Genomic DNA, 16,228 nt, shown 5'->3' with positions numbered 1-16,228 from the left:
TGATCGTCAGATCGCTGGCCCCCGCCATTCTTCGAGCAGCGCCTGCGCCAGCGGCTGCTGCGCATCGGGCAGTCCGCGGTCGCGGGCCGCCTGTTCGAGCGCAGAGGTGGCTTCCAGATGGATGCGGAAATGCGCGGCGTTCTGCGCCACGCCGCCGGCGGATGGGTCGTTGCCGAACACCACCTGCTGGCAGCGCGGCAGCGAGGTCGAGGTGAAGGCGCGGCACGACAGCGGTCGCACCGCGTAGACCGTGCAGCGGTCGTCAGTGCCGAGCAGCGGGCAGCGCAGTCGTAATGCCGCCGGATCGGTGGCGGCGCCGAGCGTCGCTGCCGCCTCGGTCAGCCGGGCTTGCAGCGCCTCGCGCTCCATGGGCGTGAAGGTGGCGTCGATATGCGCCACCATCGACGCGGCGGTGCCGGGCGGCACCTGGACATAGAGATGGCAGCACGGGCTGCAGCCGCTGGCGCAGGCGAGGGCGGGCTGGTTGGGGATGTGGTCGCGGATCGCGGCGCTGGCGGCATCGGCGATGGCCGTGGCCTCTCGGGCGGCGTCGGCCATGGTCGCCGCCTGCGCCAGCGTCACCGCCAGCGCCGATCGCAAATTGGCGAAGATCGCCTCGTAGCGGCCGGACAGGTCGCGCATCAGCGCGCCGACCTCGGCGATGTCGTCGGTGACGAAGGCGATGGCTTGCTGCACGAGCATGGGATCATTCCGGTCTGGCCCCGGCATACGCCGCGAATCGCGCCGGCGCACGGTCGAAATTGGCGCTTAAGCCCGCGCCGCGGCCCGCCCGGTCAAAGCCATCACCGATACCGCGACCACCCGCTCGATGATGCCCTGGACATCGTCGAGGTCGCACAGGCCCTCCGACAATTTGTCGAGCCGCTCGCTGTCGCGGATGGTCTGGTGGGCCATGGCGAGGGCAAAATGAATGCCCCAGTAGATGTCGACCATGGCGTGGTCAGGCAGCGAGCGCTGCATCGCTGCGGCGAAGCGGCGGAGATGGCCGATCTCGCGGTTCTTGATCTTGCGGATCGGTGCGATCGACTCGATGGAGGCCCGGATCATGAAGCGTGCGGCGTCGGAGCGCTGCTTGTCCGGCCCGAGGCAGCCGCGCAAGGTGGGGCCGACCAGGGCCCGCAGCACCGCGTCGACGGGCGCGCGACCGCCGCCTGCTTCCTCGGCTGCCTTCAGCAGGTTGAAGCGTTCGCGGTTGGTGACCAGGCTGCGGCTGACGAACAGTTCGGCGATCAATTCGTCCTTGCTGCCGAAATGATAGTTCACCGCGGCGAGGTTGACGTCGGCGGCGGCGACGATGTCGCGCAGAGTCACGTCGGCGAATCCGCGTTCGGCATAGAGCCGCTCCGCCGCTGTCAGGATCGCCTGTCTGGTGTGGTCTGCCGCCAAGGTTTTCGCCAGTCTGCTGTCTCAGGGTCAGATCTTACTTGCTTCACCTCTCCCCGCACAGCGAAGCGAAGCTTCGCGCGGCGGGGAGAGGGAACGGCTAGCCGTCTTGCAATTCAAACAGTCGTATGAAACTATCGTTTGACGGTGGGGAATTGTCAATGTGCCGTTCCGCGGCGCGGACATTTCCCGCAAGCACATGACCTGCGATCGCCGCAGCTGCGAGATGGATGACGCGCGACAACGCCCAAAAAATTCCCTTGCGGATGATGATCGGCAGGGAGACAGTGCCGCCAAAATCTTTCCCAAGAAAATGAGGAACGCTCGATGGACTTCAACATGTCTGACCGCCAGCGCGAATGGCTCGATCGCGTGTCGTCCTTCATGGACAAGCACGTGCGCCCCGCCGTTCCCATCTATCGGCAGCAGGACGAGGCGGGTGAACGCTGGAAGGTGATCCCGATCGTCGAGGAACTGAAGGCCAAGGCCAAGGCCGAGGGCCTGTGGAACATGTTCATGCCGCCGTCGTCCCATGAGGACGAGGAGTTTCACGGCGCCGGTCTCAGCAATCTCGAATACGCGCTGCTGGCCGAGCAGATGGGCCACATCGGCTGGGCCTCGGAAGTGTTCAACTGCTCCGCGCCCGACACCGGCAACATGGAAGTGTTCATGCGCTACGGCTCGAAAGAGCACAAGCAGAAGTGGCTGAAGCCGCTGATGAACGGCGAGATCCGCTCGGCCTTCCTGATGACCGAGCCGGATGTTGCGTCGTCGGACGCCACCAACATCGAGACCTCGATCGTGCGCGACGGCGACGAATACGTCATCAACGGCACCAAGTGGTGGTCGTCGGGCATGGGCGATCCGCGCTGCAAGATCATGGTCGTGATGGGCAAGACCGATCCGTCGGCGCCCAAGCATCAGCAGCAGTCGCAGATCCTGGTGCCATCGGACGCCAAGGGCGTCATCATCGAAAAGCTGCTGCCGGTGTTCGGCTTCGACGACGCGCCGCATGGCCATGCGCGGGTCAAGCTGGACAATGTCCGCGTGCCCGCCAGCAACATCCTGCTCGGCGAAGGCCGCGGCTTTGAGATCGCCCAGGGCCGTCTCGGTCCGGGCCGTATCCATCACTGCATGCGCACCATCGGCAAGGCCGAGGAAGCGCTGGAGAAGATGGTGCGCCGGCTGTCGTCGCGCACTGCGTTCGGCAAGAAGATCATCGAATATTCGATCTGGGAGCAGCGCATCGCCGAGGCCCGCACCGACATCGAGATGAACCGTCTGCTGTGCCTCAAGGCCGCCGACATGATGGACAAGGTCGGCAACAAGACTGCCCAGCTTGAGATCGCCATGATCAAGGTGTCCGGCCCGAACATGGCGCTGAAGATCATCGACAATGCGATCCAGGCCTATGGCGCTGCCGGCGTCTCCGACGATGCCGGTCTCGCCCGCGACTACGCCTCCATGCGCACCATGCGTCTGGCCGACGGTCCGGACGAGGTTCACAACCGCGCCATTGCGCGGCTCGAGCTTCGCAAGTATGCCAATGCGCCTGTGAAGCATTGATCGAGGGTGCAGCGTGACTGACGGCGTGCGCAAGGACGACGAATTCTCCGGCACCAGGCCGGTCGAGGAGCGTCATCGGATCGATGAGATCCGCCTCGAAGGCTGGATGGCGGAGAACGTCGAGGGTTATGCGGGGCCGCTGACCGTCCTGCAATTCAAGGGCGGGCAGTCGAATCCGACCTATCGCCTGAACACGCCCGGTCGGTCCTACGTGATGCGCCGAAAACCGTTCGGCAAGCTGCTGCCCTCCGCCCACGCCGTCGATCGCGAATTCAAGGTGATCGCGGCGCTGGGCAAGCAGGGCTTTCCGGTCGCCCGGGCCTACGCGCTGTGCATGGACGACAGCGTGATCGGCTCGGCGTTCTACATCATGTCGATGGAAGACGGCCGGATCTTCTGGGATCCGGCGCTGCCGCAGCTTGCGAAGGAAGAGCGGCGGCCGATCTTCACCAGCAAGATCGAGACGCTGGCGAAGCTGCACATGTACGATCCAGTGGCCATCGGCCTCGGCGATTTCGGCAAGCCCGGCAATTATTTTGCCAGGCAGGTCGATCGCTGGACCAAGCAGTACCGCGCCTCGGAAACCCAGACGATTCCGGAAATGGACCGGCTGATCGAATGGCTGCCGACCACGGTGCCGGCGCAGGAGCGGGTGTCGGTGGTGCACGGCGACTATCGCATCGACAACATGGTGTTCCATGCCACCGAGCCGCGCGTGCAGGCGGTGCTCGACTGGGAGCTGTCGACATTGGGCGATCCGATGGCCGACTTCACCTATCTGCTGATGCAGTGGACCATGCCGGGCCTCGCCGGGCTGGATTTCGCCGCGCTCAACATTCCCACCATGGAGGAGGCCGCGCAGATCTATTGCAAGGCCACCGGCCGCGACAGCGTGCCGGATCTCAACTGGTACTATTGCTACAACCTGTTCCGGCTGACCGGCATTCTGCAGGGCATCGCCGGCCGCGTCCGCGACGGCACGGCGTCATCCGCCAAGGCTATGGAATCCGCCAAGCGCACCGTGCCGCTGGCCAAAGCCGCCTGGGACTATGCGCAGAAGGCCGGCGCCAAATAATCCGAATAAAATCAAGAAAAGTAACGATCGACTGAAAAGGCGTCTCCGCAAGGTGGCGCCTTTTTGTTGCGTTCGCTCGATGCATGGCGCGCGCTGTGCTCCACGTTTCCCGGGCGCGCTGCAGCACAGGCGATGCGTAGCATCGCCGGCAGTGCTGCTGCGCAGACCCGGGATCCAGCTTTCTTGGTCGACAAGCTGGGCCCCTGTGTAGTCGGGATCTGACATGATGGGTGGGGGCGGGATGCCGTTGGGCCCCTGGTCATGAAGACCGTGATCCGGCTTGGCACCCGCCCGCGCTACATTACCCACACCTGAACAGTTGATCGAGGCCGTTCGCCGCGGACCTCGCAGCACAGGGACAGGCATCATGATCATACATCCTGGCTTCGTTGGAATCGATATCTCCAAGGACTTTCTTGACGTCTTCGACGGCAACATCGGCACGGTGCGCCGCATCGACAACCTCCCCGAGGCGGTCAACGCCTTGATCGCGGGGTGGGCCGGCAGCGATGTATTCGTGCTGTTCGAGGCCACCGGCCACTACGACAAGGCGCTGCGCCGGGCCTTGAGCGCGGCCGGCATCGCTTTCGCGCGGGTCAACCCCGCCCGCGCCCGGGATTTCGCCCGCTCCATCGGCTTGCTCGCCAAGACCGACGCAATCGACGCGCGGATGCTGGCGGCGATGGCCCAATGCCTGCGGCCCGGCGCCGACGGCACCACCGACCCGGCGCGGGAGCAGCTTGCCGACCTGCACAAGCGCCGCGATCAGCTCGTCGCCTGCCGCAAGCAGGAGCGCACCCGCCTTGCCGCAACCGGCGCCGACCTGCTGGACGAGCTGATGCAGCATATCGCCTGGCTCGATCAGGCTATCCAGCGCATCGATCGGCGGATCGCCACCCTGATTGCCGGGCAGCAGGGCCTGCACGCCGCACAACGCCTGATGCGCTCGGTGCCGGGCATCGGCCCGGTTTGCGCCGCCACGCTGTTGGCACTGATGCCGGAACTCGGCTCCCGCTCGCCAAAGGCCATCGCCGCTTTGGCTGGACTGGCGCCCTTCAATGTCGATAGCGGCAAGTTCCGCGGTGCCCGCAAGATCCACGGCGGCAGGCGCCGGGTCCGCGAAGCCCTCTACATGGCGGCCGTCTCCGTCACTCGAACCAAATCCCGGTTCGCAGCAGCCTATCGTGCCCTGAGAGACGCGGGCAAACCCGCCAAAATCGCCCTGATCGCCGTCGCTCGCAAGCTGCTCGTCACCCTCAATGCGGTGCTTCGTGATCAAGCGCCCTTTCACGCTTGATCACGAAAATTACAGTTGCCGGATCTGCGGCGCACCACGCCGCAAGCGCGACGCAGTGCACCGCGTCCGGGGAACAGACCGAACTCGGACTGCGATATTTTTTCCTAGACTCTATAGACGATCATCAGTTTAGGTTTATAATCCATCGCATCCCGCCCCACCGAGAGGGGCGTATCGCGATCGTCAGGTTCGCTGGGCGGGGTGCGGTGGACGCGGCAGCGTCAGGCGCGGAATTCGGTTCAGGGCTCGCCAGAATGGCCAGTGAGAACCGGAGGAAGTGCAGACGACAGCGCTGCGCGGACGGCGAAGGCGTGTGGTCCTGGTGCCCCGCGTGAGCACCAAGCCCGGTGGAGAGTCCGCGGCAATCCGTCCGCGGAACACCCTCAACCGGAAGCGACGGCGACGAGAAACCGTGTCGGCCGCCGGGGAGAGCACGACATAGACCGTTAACACCATCGCGCGCGGAACGCCGGATCAGTCCGGTGTGACCGTGGCAAGCCTTGTGCGCTTACTACATTTTGCGCACAAGCCCATGGGTGCATCGGGCACCCGGCGTTCCGCGCGACCTCTCGATTGGGAGGGCAAGGGAATGCAGCATAGCCCGGACGCATTGGCGTCGCGGGGATGCGATTGCATGGCTGTTTGACAATTGAATCCGAAATTCGAAACCGCGCGTCGCACGGATGCGGACGTCTCGTGTCCCGGACGCGCTGCGGCGTGAGCGACGATGCGCAGCATCGTCCGAAACGCCGCTGCGCAGATCCGGCAACTGTAATTTTCGTGATCAAGCGTGAAAGGGCGCTTGATCACGAAGCACCGCATTGAGGGTGACGAGCAGCTTGCGAGCGACGGCGATCAGGGCGATTTTGGCGGGTTTGCCCGCGTCTCTCAGGGCACGATAGGCTGCTGCGAACCGGGATTTGGTTCGAGTGACGGAGACGGCCGCCATGTAGAGGGCTTCGCGGACCCGGCGCCTGCCGCCGTGGATCTTGCGGGCACCGCGGAACTTGCCGCTATCGACATTGAAGGGCGCCAGCCCAGCCAAAGCGGCGATGGCCTTTGGCGAGCGGGAGCCGAGTTCCGGCATCAGTGCCAACAGCGTGGCGGCGCAAACCGGGCCGATGCCCGGCACCGAGCGCATCAGGCGTTGTGCGGCGTGCAGGCCCTGCTGCCCGGCAATCAGGGTGGCGATCCGCCGATCGATGCGCTGGATAGCCTGATCGAGCCAGGCGATATGCTGCATCAGCTCGTCCAGCAGGTCGGCGCCGGTTGCGGCAAGGCGGGTGCGCTCCTGCTTGCGGCAGGCGACGAGCTGATCGCGGCGCTTGTGCAGGTCGGCAAGCTGCTCCCGCGCCGGGTCGGTGGTGCCGTCGGCGCCGGGCCGCAGGCATTGGGCCATCGCCGCCAGCATCCGCGCGTCGATTGCGTCGGTCTTGGCGAGCAAGCCGATGGAGCGGGCGAAATCCCGGGCGCGGGCGGGGTTGACCCGCGCGAAAGCGATGCCGGCCGCGCTCAAGGCCCGGCGCAGCGCCTTGTCGTAGTGGCCGGTGGCCTCGAACAGCACGAATACATCGCTGCCGGCCCACCCCGCGATCAAGGCGTTGACCGCCTCGGGGAGGTTGTCGATGCGGCGCACCGTGCCGATGTTGCTGTCGAAGACGTCAAGAAAGTCCTTGGAGATATCGATTCCAACGAAGCCAGGATGTATGATCATGATGCCTGTCCCTGTGCTGCGAGGTCCGCGGCGAACGGCCTCGATCAACTGTTCAGGTGTGGGTAATGTAGCGCGGGCGGGTGCCAAGCCGGATCACGGTCTTCATGACCAGGGGCCCAACGGCATCCCGCCCGCACCCATCATGTCAGATCCCGACTACACAGGGACCCACCTTCTTGATGTTACCAAGCTGGGCCCCGGATCTGCGGCGCACCACGCCGCGCAAGCGCGGCGCGCTGCACCGCGTCCGGGGCACGCGAGCCCCGGCGCCGCCGTATCCGGAGGAGGGCAACCATATTGCAGCAGCACCTACGATAGCGCCGATGCCGGAGCCATTGTTATGCGTTGTCTTATTTGTTGACCGGCAGCTTTGCCGGCGTTGCTGGCGGCGCGACGCAATCGAGAGTAGAAATCGACGGCGCGAATGGGGACGTCGTGCGGGCAGGGGGCTTTGAGACTTGAACCAGTCGCAGCCGGTCGACGAGAGCTCCCTGCGCTACGCCGGGTGGCGGATCGTCGCCGCGTTGTTCCTGGTCGAACTCGCGATGTTCGGTTTCGGTCTCTATGGCCAGGGCATCTATGTCACAGAGCTTCGTCGGCTCAACGACTGGTCGACCGCGCGGGTGGCGAGCGGCGCCACGCTCTGTCTGTTGCTGGGATCGCTGTTCTCCGTGTTCGTCAGCGACCTGCTGCGCTGGTTCGGGCCGCGCCGATTGGTGCTGGCAGGGATTGCGGCGCTGGCGGCGGGCCTGGCCTTGCTGGCATCGGCCGCATCGGTGGTGCAACTCTATGCGGGCTTTGCCATGCTTGCTTTGGCCTGGGTCGGCCTCGGCACCGTGACTGCGGCGGCGATTGTCGGCGCGTGGTTCGAGCACAAACGGGGCCTGGCCATCAGCCTGACATTCACCGGCGCGACATGCAGCGGCATCGTGCTTGCGCCGGGGCTGGTGTGGCTGGTCGGAACGTTGGGATTTCGCGACGCGCTGTGGCTTGCGGCGTCGTTGGCGGTCAGCGTGCTGGTGCCGATTGTGGCCATCGTCATCAGATTGCCACTGCCGATCGATCGCTCGGTTGCAATGGCTCCACAGCCCACTGCGGTGGCGTCCCGGCTGTCATTACTGCGCGATGCCAGATTCTGGTCGCTCACCGCGCCGTTCGCGCTGGCGCTGCTGGTCCAGGTGGCGTTCATCGTGCACCAGATCGCGATCCTGACGCCTCTGATCGGCTTCCAGCCGGCCGGCGGCGCGGTGGCGCTGACGACATTCATGGCGCTCGGCGGCCGCATCGGTCTCGGCCTGTTTGTCGATCGCCTCGATCCGCGGCGCACGGCCGCGGTGTCGATCCTCAGCCAGGCGGTGGCGCTGGCGGTGATCGGACACTCGGTCGATCCGCGGGCGCTGCTGCCGGCCTGTGCGGTGTTCGGCTTCTCGATCGGCAATCTGATCACCCTGCCGGCGCTGGTGGTGCAGCGCGAATTCCCGAGCGGCGCGTTCGGCATTGTGCTCGGGCTATCCATGGGCATCAGCGGTGTCGTCAACGCCTGCGGGCCTGCAGCGATGGGCCTGCTGCGCGACCTGAGCGGTGGCTATGCGCTGCCGTTGTCGGTCGGCATAGCCATTCAGCTCGCTGCGGCAGGCGCGGTCCTGATCAAGCCGCCGTGATGGCGCGGCGCGAAAACTGTCGCAGCGGCAAACCCGCCGCTGCGCCCATTGTGTTGCGCGCCCGGGTGTTTCATGAAGCAGGTTGCACGGTGATCGATCCGCCGTATTCGCCGCATTCAATCATCTTCGGACACTCCTCTTGCCGTTCTCTCCCAATCTGCGTGGAAGCCTGCTGATGGCGCTCGCCATGGCCAGCTTCAGCGTCACCGACGCACTTACTAAATTCCTGACCTTGCAGATGAATTTCGGGGAGGTGATGCTGCTCCGCGGCCTGTTTGCGGGGGTCCTGATTGGCCTGCTCGTCCTGCATCGACGCGCCCTGCGGCCGCTGCGCGTCGTGGTCGTGGCGCCGGTGCTGATGCGCATCGGCGGGGAGATCGGCGGCACCATCCTGTTCCTGGCGGCGATCACCAACCTGCCGCTGGCCAATGTGACGGCCATCATCCAGGCCCAGCCGCTGGCCGTCACCCTGGCCGCCGTGTTGATCCTCGGCGAGCGGGTCGGGTGGCGGCGTTGGCTGGCGATCGCGGCGGGCTTTGCCGGGGTGCTGATCATCGTGCGACCGGGCGTCGACGGCTTCAACCAGTATGCCGTGCTGGCGCTCATCTCGGTGGCGTTCTATGCCCTGCGCGATCTCGCTACCAAGCAAATTCCGGCGGAGATCCCGGCGCTGCTGGTCACGCTTCTCACCACCGTCGCGATCGCGATGGTCGGTGCCGTGGTGATGGTGCCGCTCGGCGGCTGGGTGACGCCATCCGGTTCTGCGCTTGGGCTGCTGGCGGTTGCCGCCGTGCTGATGCTGGTCGGCTATCAATGCATCATCCTGGCGCTGCGGGCCGGCGATATTTCGGCGGTGGCGCCGTTCCGCTACACGCAACTGCTGTGGGCGATGCTGTTTGGCTATCTCGTGTTCGGCGATTCGCCCGACGGCGCCATGGTGCTCGGTTCGAGCGTGATCGTGCTGTCGGGCATTTATGCCTTCCACCGCGAGCGCGTGCGCAACCGGCCGCTGGCCAGCACCGCCTCGGCTCAGGACGCGCTGTAAGCTCACCCGCCCCGAAGGGGAGGGTGAGACGGATCAGATCGGCTTGCCCGCATAGGGCATCGATGCCGTCAGCCCGCCATCGACCGGGATCGCCTGGCCGTTGACATAGGACGCGTCGTCGCTGGCCAGGAACAGTCCCATCGCCGCCAGCTCATGCGGCTGACCGGCGCGCTTCAGCGGGTTGAGCTGGCCGATCTTGCCCTCGGTGCCGCGGTCCTTGGCGTTGTCGAAGATCGGCTTGGTCATGCCGGTTTCGATCAGGCCGGGACACACCGCATTGATGCGCACGCCGGTGCCGGAGAGCGAATAGGCGGTGGTCTGCACCAGGCTGATGACGCCGGCCTTGCTCGCCGCATAGGGATGGCCCGAGGCGCCGGACTTCAGGCCGGCCACCGACGCGGTGCAGACGATCGAACCGTATTTCTGCCCGATCATGTGTGGCATCGAATGCTTGATCGCCAGGAAGGGGCCGATCAGGTTGATGCGCAGGATCTCCTGCCATTGTTCCACCGTCTGGTCGAGCAACGGCACAAGGCCACCGGAGATGCCGGCATTGGCCCAGATGGCGTCGAGCCGGCCGTGTCTGGACACCGCGAGATCGATGAAGCCTTTCACGTCGGCTTCGGAACCTGCATCGGCGGTGACCGCTTCCGCGATGCCGCCGGCCTTGCGCACCATGTCGACGGTCTCATGGGTCGCCTCGGAACGGTCCACCGCGATCAGTCTTGCGCCTTCCTTGCAAAACATCAGCGCGGCGGCGCGGCCGATGCCGCTGCCGGCGCCGGTGATGACGACGGATTTGCCTGCGAGACGGCCCATGGTGTTCTCCCGTTGCTTTTTGTGAGCGGCTTGCCGCCAGATGGAATTCGTTCGTTGTGGTGCGCATGTGAAGGCGCTTGAGGGGATGTGCGCTCTGACGTACCAGTGATGAAACACTATTGAAGGGTGATCGCGATGTCCAACGACGCCAAGCCATTCGTTGCGCAACATACCGTGCCGGCAGGAGTCGTCGCGACGCGCTGGTGGTGGGTGCGCCACGCGCCGGTGCGCAACGATGGCGGCAACATCTACGGCCAGAAGGACATGGACTGCGACTGCAGCGATCGCGTGGTGTTCGACGCGGTCGGCAAGATCCTGCCGCGCAACGCGGTATGGTTCGCCAGCAACCTGAAGCGCACGCACCAGACCGCCGACGCGATCTGGGCGGCGGGGTTTCCCCGGCCCGATGTCATGCTGCATGAACCCGATCTCGCCGAACAGCATCTCGGCGACTGGCAGGGCATGAACCGCGCGCAGTTCTTTGCGTCCAGACCGATCGCGGTGGGCAGCTACTGGTTCGCCCCGATCGACGATCCCGCGCCGAACGGCGAGAGTTTCATGGATCTCTACAACCGGGTGTGCCGCGCCATCGACCGCATCAACGTCACCCATGCGGGCCGGGACGTCATCGCTGTCGCCCATGGCGGCACCATCAAGGCGGCGATCGGTCTCGCGCTCAGCAACCAGCCGGATCGCGGGCTGGCCTTCACCATCGACAATTGCTCGGTGACCCGGCTCGACCATCTCGCCAGCGACGGCCATTCCGGCTGGCGCATTCCCATGGTCAACCAGCAGCCATGGATCGCCAGCCCCGAACACGCCGCGATGCATCAGCCGGCCGGTCCGGAAGTGACGCCGACGAAACTTGCCTGATCCAACAACAAAGCCGGCACAGACCGGACAACACGGGAGACGATTCATGACCTTGTTCGACATGACCGGAAAAGTGGCCGTCATCACTGGCTCGACGCGCGGCATCGGCCGCGCCATTGCCGAGCGCATGGCGGAACATGGCGCCAAGGTGGTGGTGTCGTCGCGCAAGCAGGATGTCTGCGATCAGGTGACGAAAGAGATCAACGATCGTTTCGGTGCTGGCTCCGCGGTGGCGATCGCTGCCAACATTTCCAGCAAGGAGAATTTGCAGAACCTGGTCGACGAGAGCAAGCGCGCCTTCGGCAAGATCGACGTGCTGGTCTGCAACGCCGCGTCCAATCCCTACTACGGGCCGCTGGCCGGCATCTCCGACGACCAGTTCAACAAGATCCTCAGCAACAACATCGTCGCCAACAACTGGCTGACCAGCATGGTCGTTCCCGACATGATCGCGCGCAAGGACGGCAGCGTGATCATCGTGTCTTCGATCGGCGGCATCAAGGGCTCGACCACCATCGGCGCCTATTGCATCTCCAAGGCCGCCGACATGCAGCTGGCGCGCAATCTCGCCTGCGAATACGGGCCGCACAATGTGCGCGTGAACTGCATCGCGCCCGGCCTGATCAAGACCGACTTTGCGAAAGCGCTGTGGGACAATCCCGACACGCTGAAGGCCTCCACCGCGCGCTCGCCGCTGCTGCGCATCGGCATCCCCGACGAGATCGCCGGTGCTGCAGTGTTCCTCGGCTCGGCGGCCGGCAACTTCATGACCGGCCAGACCATGGTGATCGACGGCGGCGCGACGATCAGCTGATCGTCGCAACAACCTCTGTTGTCATCACCCGCGAAAGCGGGTGATCCAGTCAACGCGGTTGCTGCGATTCACGCGGGCGTCGCGGAATACTGGATGCCCCGCTTTCGCGGGGCATGACACCGGTGTTCGCGGCACATGTCTTTCAATTACTCCAGCGCCGCGTAAACCAGGCTGCGGATCAGCGTGCGGAAATATTCGCGCTGCCCCGGTCCCTGCGACATGAACACCGCGAACAGCTCTTCCACGGGATCGATCCAGAAGAAGGTGCCGGCGACGCCGCTCCAGAAGAACTGGCCCTTCGACCCGGCGAACGGCGCCATGCCGTCGTCGGTACGCACGGCGAAGCCGAGGCCGAAGCCGTGGCCGGGCGGCAGCAGGTGGCTCTCGACCTTCACATTCGCCGCGAGATGGTTGGACGCCATGAAGTGCAGCGTCTTGCGGCCGATGATTCTGACGCCGTCGAGCGTGCCGCCGTTCATCAGCATCTGGCACAACCGCGCATAGTCCATGGTGGTGGAGACGAGCCCGCCGCCGCCGGATTCCATCTTCGGCTGTTCCAGCGGATCGAACAACGTCACCTTGTCGCCGGTCCACGGATCGACCGGGAACGGTTGGGCGATGCGGCCGCTGTTGGCGGCGTCGGTGTGGAAGCCGGTTTCGGTCATCCGCAGCGGCGCGAGAATCCGCTCGGTGAGGAACGCGCCGAGCGTCTTGCCGGACACCACCTCGATGACCCGGCCGAGGATGTCGGTGGAGCGGCTGTAGTTCCATTCGGCTCCGGGCTGGCAGATCAGCGGCAGGCCGGCGACGATGGCGGCATGTTCGGCATTGCTGATGTTGCGATTGCGGACATTGGCCTTCTGGTACATCCGCTGCACCATGCCATTGCCGGTGATCTCATAGGCGATGCCGGAGGTGTGGCGCAGCAGGTCCTGGATGGTGATGGGCCGCAGCGGCAAGGCCAGTTCGAGCTGGCCGTTGCGCTCGACGCCGACCTTGCTGTCGGCAAATTCGGGGATGTACTTGGCCAGCGGCTCGTTGAGCAGAATCTGACCGTCCTCGACCAGTTGCATGATACCCAGCGAGACGATCGGCTTGGTCATGGAAAAGATGCGGAAAATGCTGTCCCGGGCCATCGCTGCGTCGCCGTCCGGACCCTGCCGGCCCAGTGCCTCGAACCAGCCGATCTGGCCGCGGCGCGCCACCAGCATGGTCACGCCCGGCGTGGTGCCCTTGTCGATCTCGCGCCGGAACGCGTCAGACATCTTTTGAAGACGGCCTGATGACAGGCCGAGGGTTTCCGGCTTCGCCTGCGGCAGAGGCGGGGTCTGTGGCGTGGCGGACTGTCTGGCAGTTTGGGCGGTCATCAAGCTCTCCCGATTGATATTTTTGTGCGCCGGACTAGATAGGGCGAGACCCGGCGGGGGTTGCCAAAGCTTGGCCCAGAAGTTCAGGCTTGAACAGGGCCGTTTTCTTGAGTAACCAGCCGCCGGTTTGGTGCCGCGCAACCGCGCTGGCCGCAGCAGGTGGATCAATGGCCAAAGCAAAATTCGAACGTAACAAGCCGCATTGCAACATCGGTACGATCGGTCACGTCGACCATGGCAAGACGTCGCTGACGGCGGCGATCACCAAGGTGTTGGCGGAGACGGGCGGTGCGACGTTCACGGCCTACGACCAGATCGACAAGGCGCCGGAAGAGAAGGCCCGCGGCATCACGATCTCGACCGCTCACGTCGAGTACGAGACCGCCAACCGCCACTACGCCCACGTCGACTGCCCCGGCCACGCCGACTATGTGAAGAACATGATCACCGGTGCGGCGCAGATGGACGGCGGCATTCTCGTCGTGTCGGCCGCTGACGGCCCGATGCCGCAGACCCGCGAGCACATCCTGCTGGCCCGCCAGGTCGGCGTTCCCGCGCTGGTCGTGTTCCTCAACAAGTGCGACATGGTCGACGATCCCGAGTTGCTCGAACTGGTGGAAATGGAAGTTCGCGAACTTCTCTCCAAGTACGACTTCCCGGGCGATGACATTCCGATCATCAAGGGTTCGGCGCTGGCCGCCCTCGAGAACTCCGACCAGAAGCTCGGTCACGACGCGATCCTGGAGCTGATGAAGGCGGTCGACGCCTACATCCCGCAGCCGGAACGCCCGATCGACCAGCCGTTCCTGATGCCGGTGGAAGACGTGTTCTCGATCTCGGGCCGCGGCACCGTCGTCACCGGCCGCGTCGAGCGCGGCATCGTCAAGGTTGGCGAGGAAATCGAGATCGTCGGTATCCGCGACACCCAGAAGACCATCTGCACCGGCGTGGAAATGTTCCGCAAGCTGCTCGATCAGGGCCAGGCCGGCGACAACATCGGCGCGCTGCTGCGCGGCACCAAGCGTGAGGAAGTCGAGCGCGGTCAGGTGCTGTGCAAGCCGGGTTCGGTCAAGCCGCACACCAAGTTCAAGGCTGAGGCGTACATCCTCACCAAGGAAGAGGGCGGTCGTCACACCCCGTTCTTCACCAACTACCGTCCGCAGTTCTACTTCCGCACCACCGACGTGACCGGTGTGGTTCATCTGCCGGAAGGGACCGAAATGGTCATGCCGGGCGACAACATCGCCATGGAAGTGCACCTGATCGTGCCGATCGCCATGGAAGAGAAGCTGCGCTTCGCTATCCGCGAGGGTGGCCGCACGGTGGGTGCAGGCGTCGTCGCAAGCATCATCGAGTAATCCGGCGAGGGGAATGGCAGGATATCGTCATTCCCCAGTTGCCCCCTTGCAAACGGGGCATCGCTTATGCTTCAAACGGCGCGGAAACAGCTTCTGCGCCGTTTCCCTTTAGGGGTGTAGCTCAGTTGGTAGAGCACCGGTCTCCAAAACCGGTTGTCGCAGGTTCGAGCCCTGCCGCCCCTGCCAGCAATTTCAAGGCTTTAACCGGATTTTCGGCGATTTTTGCCGCCACTTGGGTGGTTCGGCGGCAGCAGGATTGCTCCCGGCCCGGCATCTTGACCTTTGACCGGACTCGCCATACAACGCAGCACTCGCTGTCGGCCCGCTTGACGGACTTCCGACGCGGCTTTGATTTTCCGAAACAAAATGGCCCGCTTGGCGGCCCATCCTTGGAAGAGGGTAGGGCGCCAGAGGGCTGTTCGGATTCCTGAAACCTGACAATCGTCTGAGGACGGACGCGGATCATAAAACGATGGCTTTCAGCCCGTTCAAATTCCTGCAGGAAGTGCGGTCAGAGACCGCCAAGGTAACCTGGCCGTCGCGTCGCGAGACGACGATCACCACGATCATGGTGTTCGTGATGGTGGCGTTGGCTTCGATCTTCTTTTTCGCGGCGGATCAGATTATCCGCCTTATCGTGACCTTTTTGCTCGGCATCCATTGATGACAAGCGTGCGGACCTGACCCCATGAGCATGCGCTGGTATATCGTTCACGCCTATTCGAACTTCGAGAAGAAGGTCGCGGAATCGATTCGCGAGCAGGCCAAGCAGCGGGGTCTTGAGGATCTGTTCGAGCTGGTGCTGGTCCCGACCGAGAAGGTCACGGAAGTGCGCCGCGGCCGCAAGATGGAAGCCGAGCGCAAGTTCTTCCCAGGCTACGTGCTGGTGAAGATGCAGCTCACCGACGAAGCGTTTCATCTGATCAAGAACACCCCGAAGGTCACCGGTTTCCTCGGCGCGGAAAACAAGCCGATGCCGATCTCGGAAGCCGAGGCCATGCGCATCCTGCACCAGGTGCAGGAAGGCGTGGAGCGCCCGAAGGCGTCGGTGTCGTTCGAGATCGGCGAGAACGTCAAGGTCGCCGACGGCCCGTTCGCGTCGTTCTCCGGCGTGGTCGAGGAAATCGACGAGGCGCGTTCGCGCGTCAAGGTGGCGGTGTCGATCTTCGGTCGCGCCACCCCCGTCGAACTGGAATTCGGTCAGGTCGAAAAGGTCTGATCGCAATACGCGAAGT

The 16,228-nt window shown here is 64.5% G+C and carries 15 protein-coding genes and 1 tRNA gene; 11 read left to right on the top strand and 5 right to left on the bottom strand.

Annotated elements, in window-relative coordinates; genetic code table 11:
• Positions 1 to 6: 6 nt before the first annotated feature.
• Both ACUXVA_RS25385 and ACUXVA_RS25380 read right to left on the bottom strand, forming a co-directional pair.
• A complete protein-coding gene (locus ACUXVA_RS25385; protein ID WP_265083118.1) occupies positions 7 to 702 on the bottom strand; it encodes a YkgJ family cysteine cluster protein in 696 nt (231 codons plus the stop codon).
• 66 nt (positions 703 to 768) lie between these two features.
• Positions 769 to 1,407, bottom strand: coding sequence for a TetR/AcrR family transcriptional regulator (locus ACUXVA_RS25380; RefSeq protein WP_445488890.1), 639 nt, complete (start codon positions 1,405 to 1,407; stop codon positions 769 to 771).
• A 324-nt stretch (positions 1,408 to 1,731) separates the two neighbouring features.
• Here ACUXVA_RS25380 and ACUXVA_RS25375 point away from each other — a divergent pair, with 324 nt between their 5' ends.
• The 3 genes from ACUXVA_RS25375 to ACUXVA_RS25365 all read left to right on the top strand — a co-directional run bounded on the left by ACUXVA_RS25375 (position 1,732) and on the right by ACUXVA_RS25365 (position 5,342).
• On the top strand, positions 1,732 to 2,970 hold the full coding sequence (locus ACUXVA_RS25375) for an acyl-CoA dehydrogenase family protein (protein WP_445488888.1): 1,239 nt from the start codon (positions 1,732 to 1,734) through the stop codon (positions 2,968 to 2,970).
• A 13-nt stretch (positions 2,971 to 2,983) separates the two neighbouring features.
• The gene (locus tag ACUXVA_RS25370) at positions 2,984 to 4,045 is read left to right on the top strand and encodes a phosphotransferase family protein (protein WP_445488886.1); all 1,062 of its coding nucleotides are present in this window, start codon (positions 2,984 to 2,986) and stop codon (positions 4,043 to 4,045) included.
• A gap of 367 nt (positions 4,046 to 4,412) precedes the next feature.
• On the top strand, positions 4,413 to 5,342 hold the full coding sequence (locus tag ACUXVA_RS25365) for an IS110 family transposase (protein WP_445488884.1): 930 nt from the start codon (positions 4,413 to 4,415) through the stop codon (positions 5,340 to 5,342).
• A gap of 784 nt (positions 5,343 to 6,126) precedes the next feature.
• Here the strand turns inward: ACUXVA_RS25365 and ACUXVA_RS25360 are convergent.
• Positions 6,127 to 7,056 (bottom strand): transposase, encoded by a 930-nt coding sequence (locus ACUXVA_RS25360; RefSeq protein WP_265080989.1) that lies wholly within the window; start codon positions 7,054 to 7,056, stop codon positions 6,127 to 6,129.
• Between the two features lie 458 nt (positions 7,057 to 7,514).
• On the opposite strand from ACUXVA_RS25360, the gene ACUXVA_RS25355 reads away from it, so the two are divergent.
• Both ACUXVA_RS25355 and ACUXVA_RS25350 read left to right on the top strand, forming a co-directional pair.
• Positions 7,515 to 8,717: an MFS transporter gene (locus ACUXVA_RS25355; RefSeq protein WP_445488882.1), complete on the top strand. Its 1,203-nt coding sequence runs from the start codon at positions 7,515 to 7,517 to the stop codon at positions 8,715 to 8,717.
• 139 nt (positions 8,718 to 8,856) lie between these two features.
• Positions 8,857 to 9,762: a DMT family transporter gene (locus ACUXVA_RS25350; RefSeq protein WP_445488880.1), complete on the top strand. Its 906-nt coding sequence runs from the start codon at positions 8,857 to 8,859 to the stop codon at positions 9,760 to 9,762.
• Between the two features lie 33 nt (positions 9,763 to 9,795).
• Here ACUXVA_RS25350 and ACUXVA_RS25345 read toward each other — a convergent pair whose 3' ends face one another.
• On the bottom strand, positions 9,796 to 10,581 hold the full coding sequence (locus ACUXVA_RS25345) for an SDR family NAD(P)-dependent oxidoreductase (protein WP_265083123.1): 786 nt from the start codon (positions 10,579 to 10,581) through the stop codon (positions 9,796 to 9,798).
• Between the two features lie 135 nt (positions 10,582 to 10,716).
• Between ACUXVA_RS25345 and ACUXVA_RS25340 the strand changes: the two genes are divergently transcribed.
• Both ACUXVA_RS25340 and ACUXVA_RS25335 read left to right on the top strand, forming a co-directional pair.
• Complete coding sequence (locus ACUXVA_RS25340; protein WP_265083124.1) at positions 10,717 to 11,454, top strand: histidine phosphatase family protein; 738 nt, start codon at positions 10,717 to 10,719, stop codon at positions 11,452 to 11,454.
• A 46-nt stretch (positions 11,455 to 11,500) separates the two neighbouring features.
• Positions 11,501 to 12,268 carry an SDR family NAD(P)-dependent oxidoreductase gene (locus tag ACUXVA_RS25335; protein ID WP_265083125.1) on the top strand — a complete coding sequence of 256 codons (768 nt, stop codon included), beginning with the start codon at positions 11,501 to 11,503 and terminating at the stop codon, positions 12,266 to 12,268.
• A 146-nt stretch (positions 12,269 to 12,414) separates the two neighbouring features.
• Here the strand turns inward: ACUXVA_RS25335 and ACUXVA_RS25330 are convergent, their stop codons facing one another.
• Entirely contained in the window at positions 12,415 to 13,635 is a 1,221-nt protein-coding gene (locus ACUXVA_RS25330) for a serine hydrolase domain-containing protein (RefSeq protein WP_265083126.1), read from the bottom strand.
• 167 nt (positions 13,636 to 13,802) lie between these two features.
• Between ACUXVA_RS25330 and tuf the strand changes: the two genes are divergently transcribed.
• The 4 genes from tuf to nusG all read left to right on the top strand — a co-directional run bounded on the left by tuf (position 13,803) and on the right by nusG (position 16,212).
• Positions 13,803 to 14,993, top strand: a complete 1,191-nt coding sequence (tuf, locus tag ACUXVA_RS25325) for an elongation factor Tu (RefSeq protein WP_265083127.1) — start codon at positions 13,803 to 13,805, stop codon at positions 14,991 to 14,993.
• 110 nt (positions 14,994 to 15,103) lie between these two features.
• Positions 15,104 to 15,179: transfer RNA gene (locus ACUXVA_RS25320), tRNA-Trp, on the top strand.
• Between the two features lie 286 nt (positions 15,180 to 15,465).
• Complete coding sequence (gene secE / locus ACUXVA_RS25315; protein ID WP_265083128.1) at positions 15,466 to 15,657, top strand: preprotein translocase subunit SecE; 192 nt, start codon at positions 15,466 to 15,468, stop codon at positions 15,655 to 15,657.
• Between the two features lie 24 nt (positions 15,658 to 15,681).
• Positions 15,682 to 16,212, top strand: coding sequence for a transcription termination/antitermination protein NusG (gene nusG / locus ACUXVA_RS25310; protein ID WP_265083129.1), 531 nt, complete (start codon positions 15,682 to 15,684; stop codon positions 16,210 to 16,212).
• The last annotated feature ends 16 nt before the right edge of the window (positions 16,213 to 16,228 follow it).

It is taken from the genome of Rhodopseudomonas sp. RCAM05734 (assembly GCF_052658035.1).
Note: the sequence above shows the minus strand (reverse complement) of the source record. Positions and strands in the feature narration are given on the sequence as shown.

What these genes read in the sequence shown, in the direction of transcription:
- ACUXVA_RS25365 (WP_445488884.1), top strand. Translation starts at nt 4,413, where the DNA reads ATGATCATACATCCTGGCTTCGTTGGAATCGATATCTCCAAGGACTTT.
- ACUXVA_RS25335 (WP_265083125.1), top strand. Translation starts at nt 11,501, where the DNA reads ATGACCTTGTTCGACATGACCGGAAAAGTGGCCGTCATCACTGGCTCG.
- ACUXVA_RS25345 (WP_265083123.1), bottom strand. Translation starts at nt 10,581, where the DNA reads ATGGGCCGTCTCGCAGGCAAATCCGTCGTCATCACCGGCGCCGGCAGC.
- ACUXVA_RS25375 (WP_445488888.1), top strand. Translation starts at nt 1,732, where the DNA reads ATGGACTTCAACATGTCTGACCGCCAGCGCGAATGGCTCGATCGCGTG.
- ACUXVA_RS25360 (WP_265080989.1), bottom strand. Translation starts at nt 7,056, where the DNA reads ATGATCATACATCCTGGCTTCGTTGGAATCGATATCTCCAAGGACTTT.
- ACUXVA_RS25385 (WP_265083118.1), bottom strand. Translation starts at nt 702, where the DNA reads ATGCTCGTGCAGCAAGCCATCGCCTTCGTCACCGACGACATCGCCGAG.
- ACUXVA_RS25330 (WP_265083126.1), bottom strand. Translation starts at nt 13,635, where the DNA reads ATGACCGCCCAAACTGCCAGACAGTCCGCCACGCCACAGACCCCGCCT.
- tuf (WP_265083127.1), top strand. Translation starts at nt 13,803, where the DNA reads ATGGCCAAAGCAAAATTCGAACGTAACAAGCCGCATTGCAACATCGGT.
- nusG (WP_265083129.1), top strand. Translation starts at nt 15,682, where the DNA reads ATGAGCATGCGCTGGTATATCGTTCACGCCTATTCGAACTTCGAGAAG.
- ACUXVA_RS25340 (WP_265083124.1), top strand. Translation starts at nt 10,717, where the DNA reads ATGTCCAACGACGCCAAGCCATTCGTTGCGCAACATACCGTGCCGGCA.
- secE (WP_265083128.1), top strand. Translation starts at nt 15,466, where the DNA reads ATGGCTTTCAGCCCGTTCAAATTCCTGCAGGAAGTGCGGTCAGAGACC.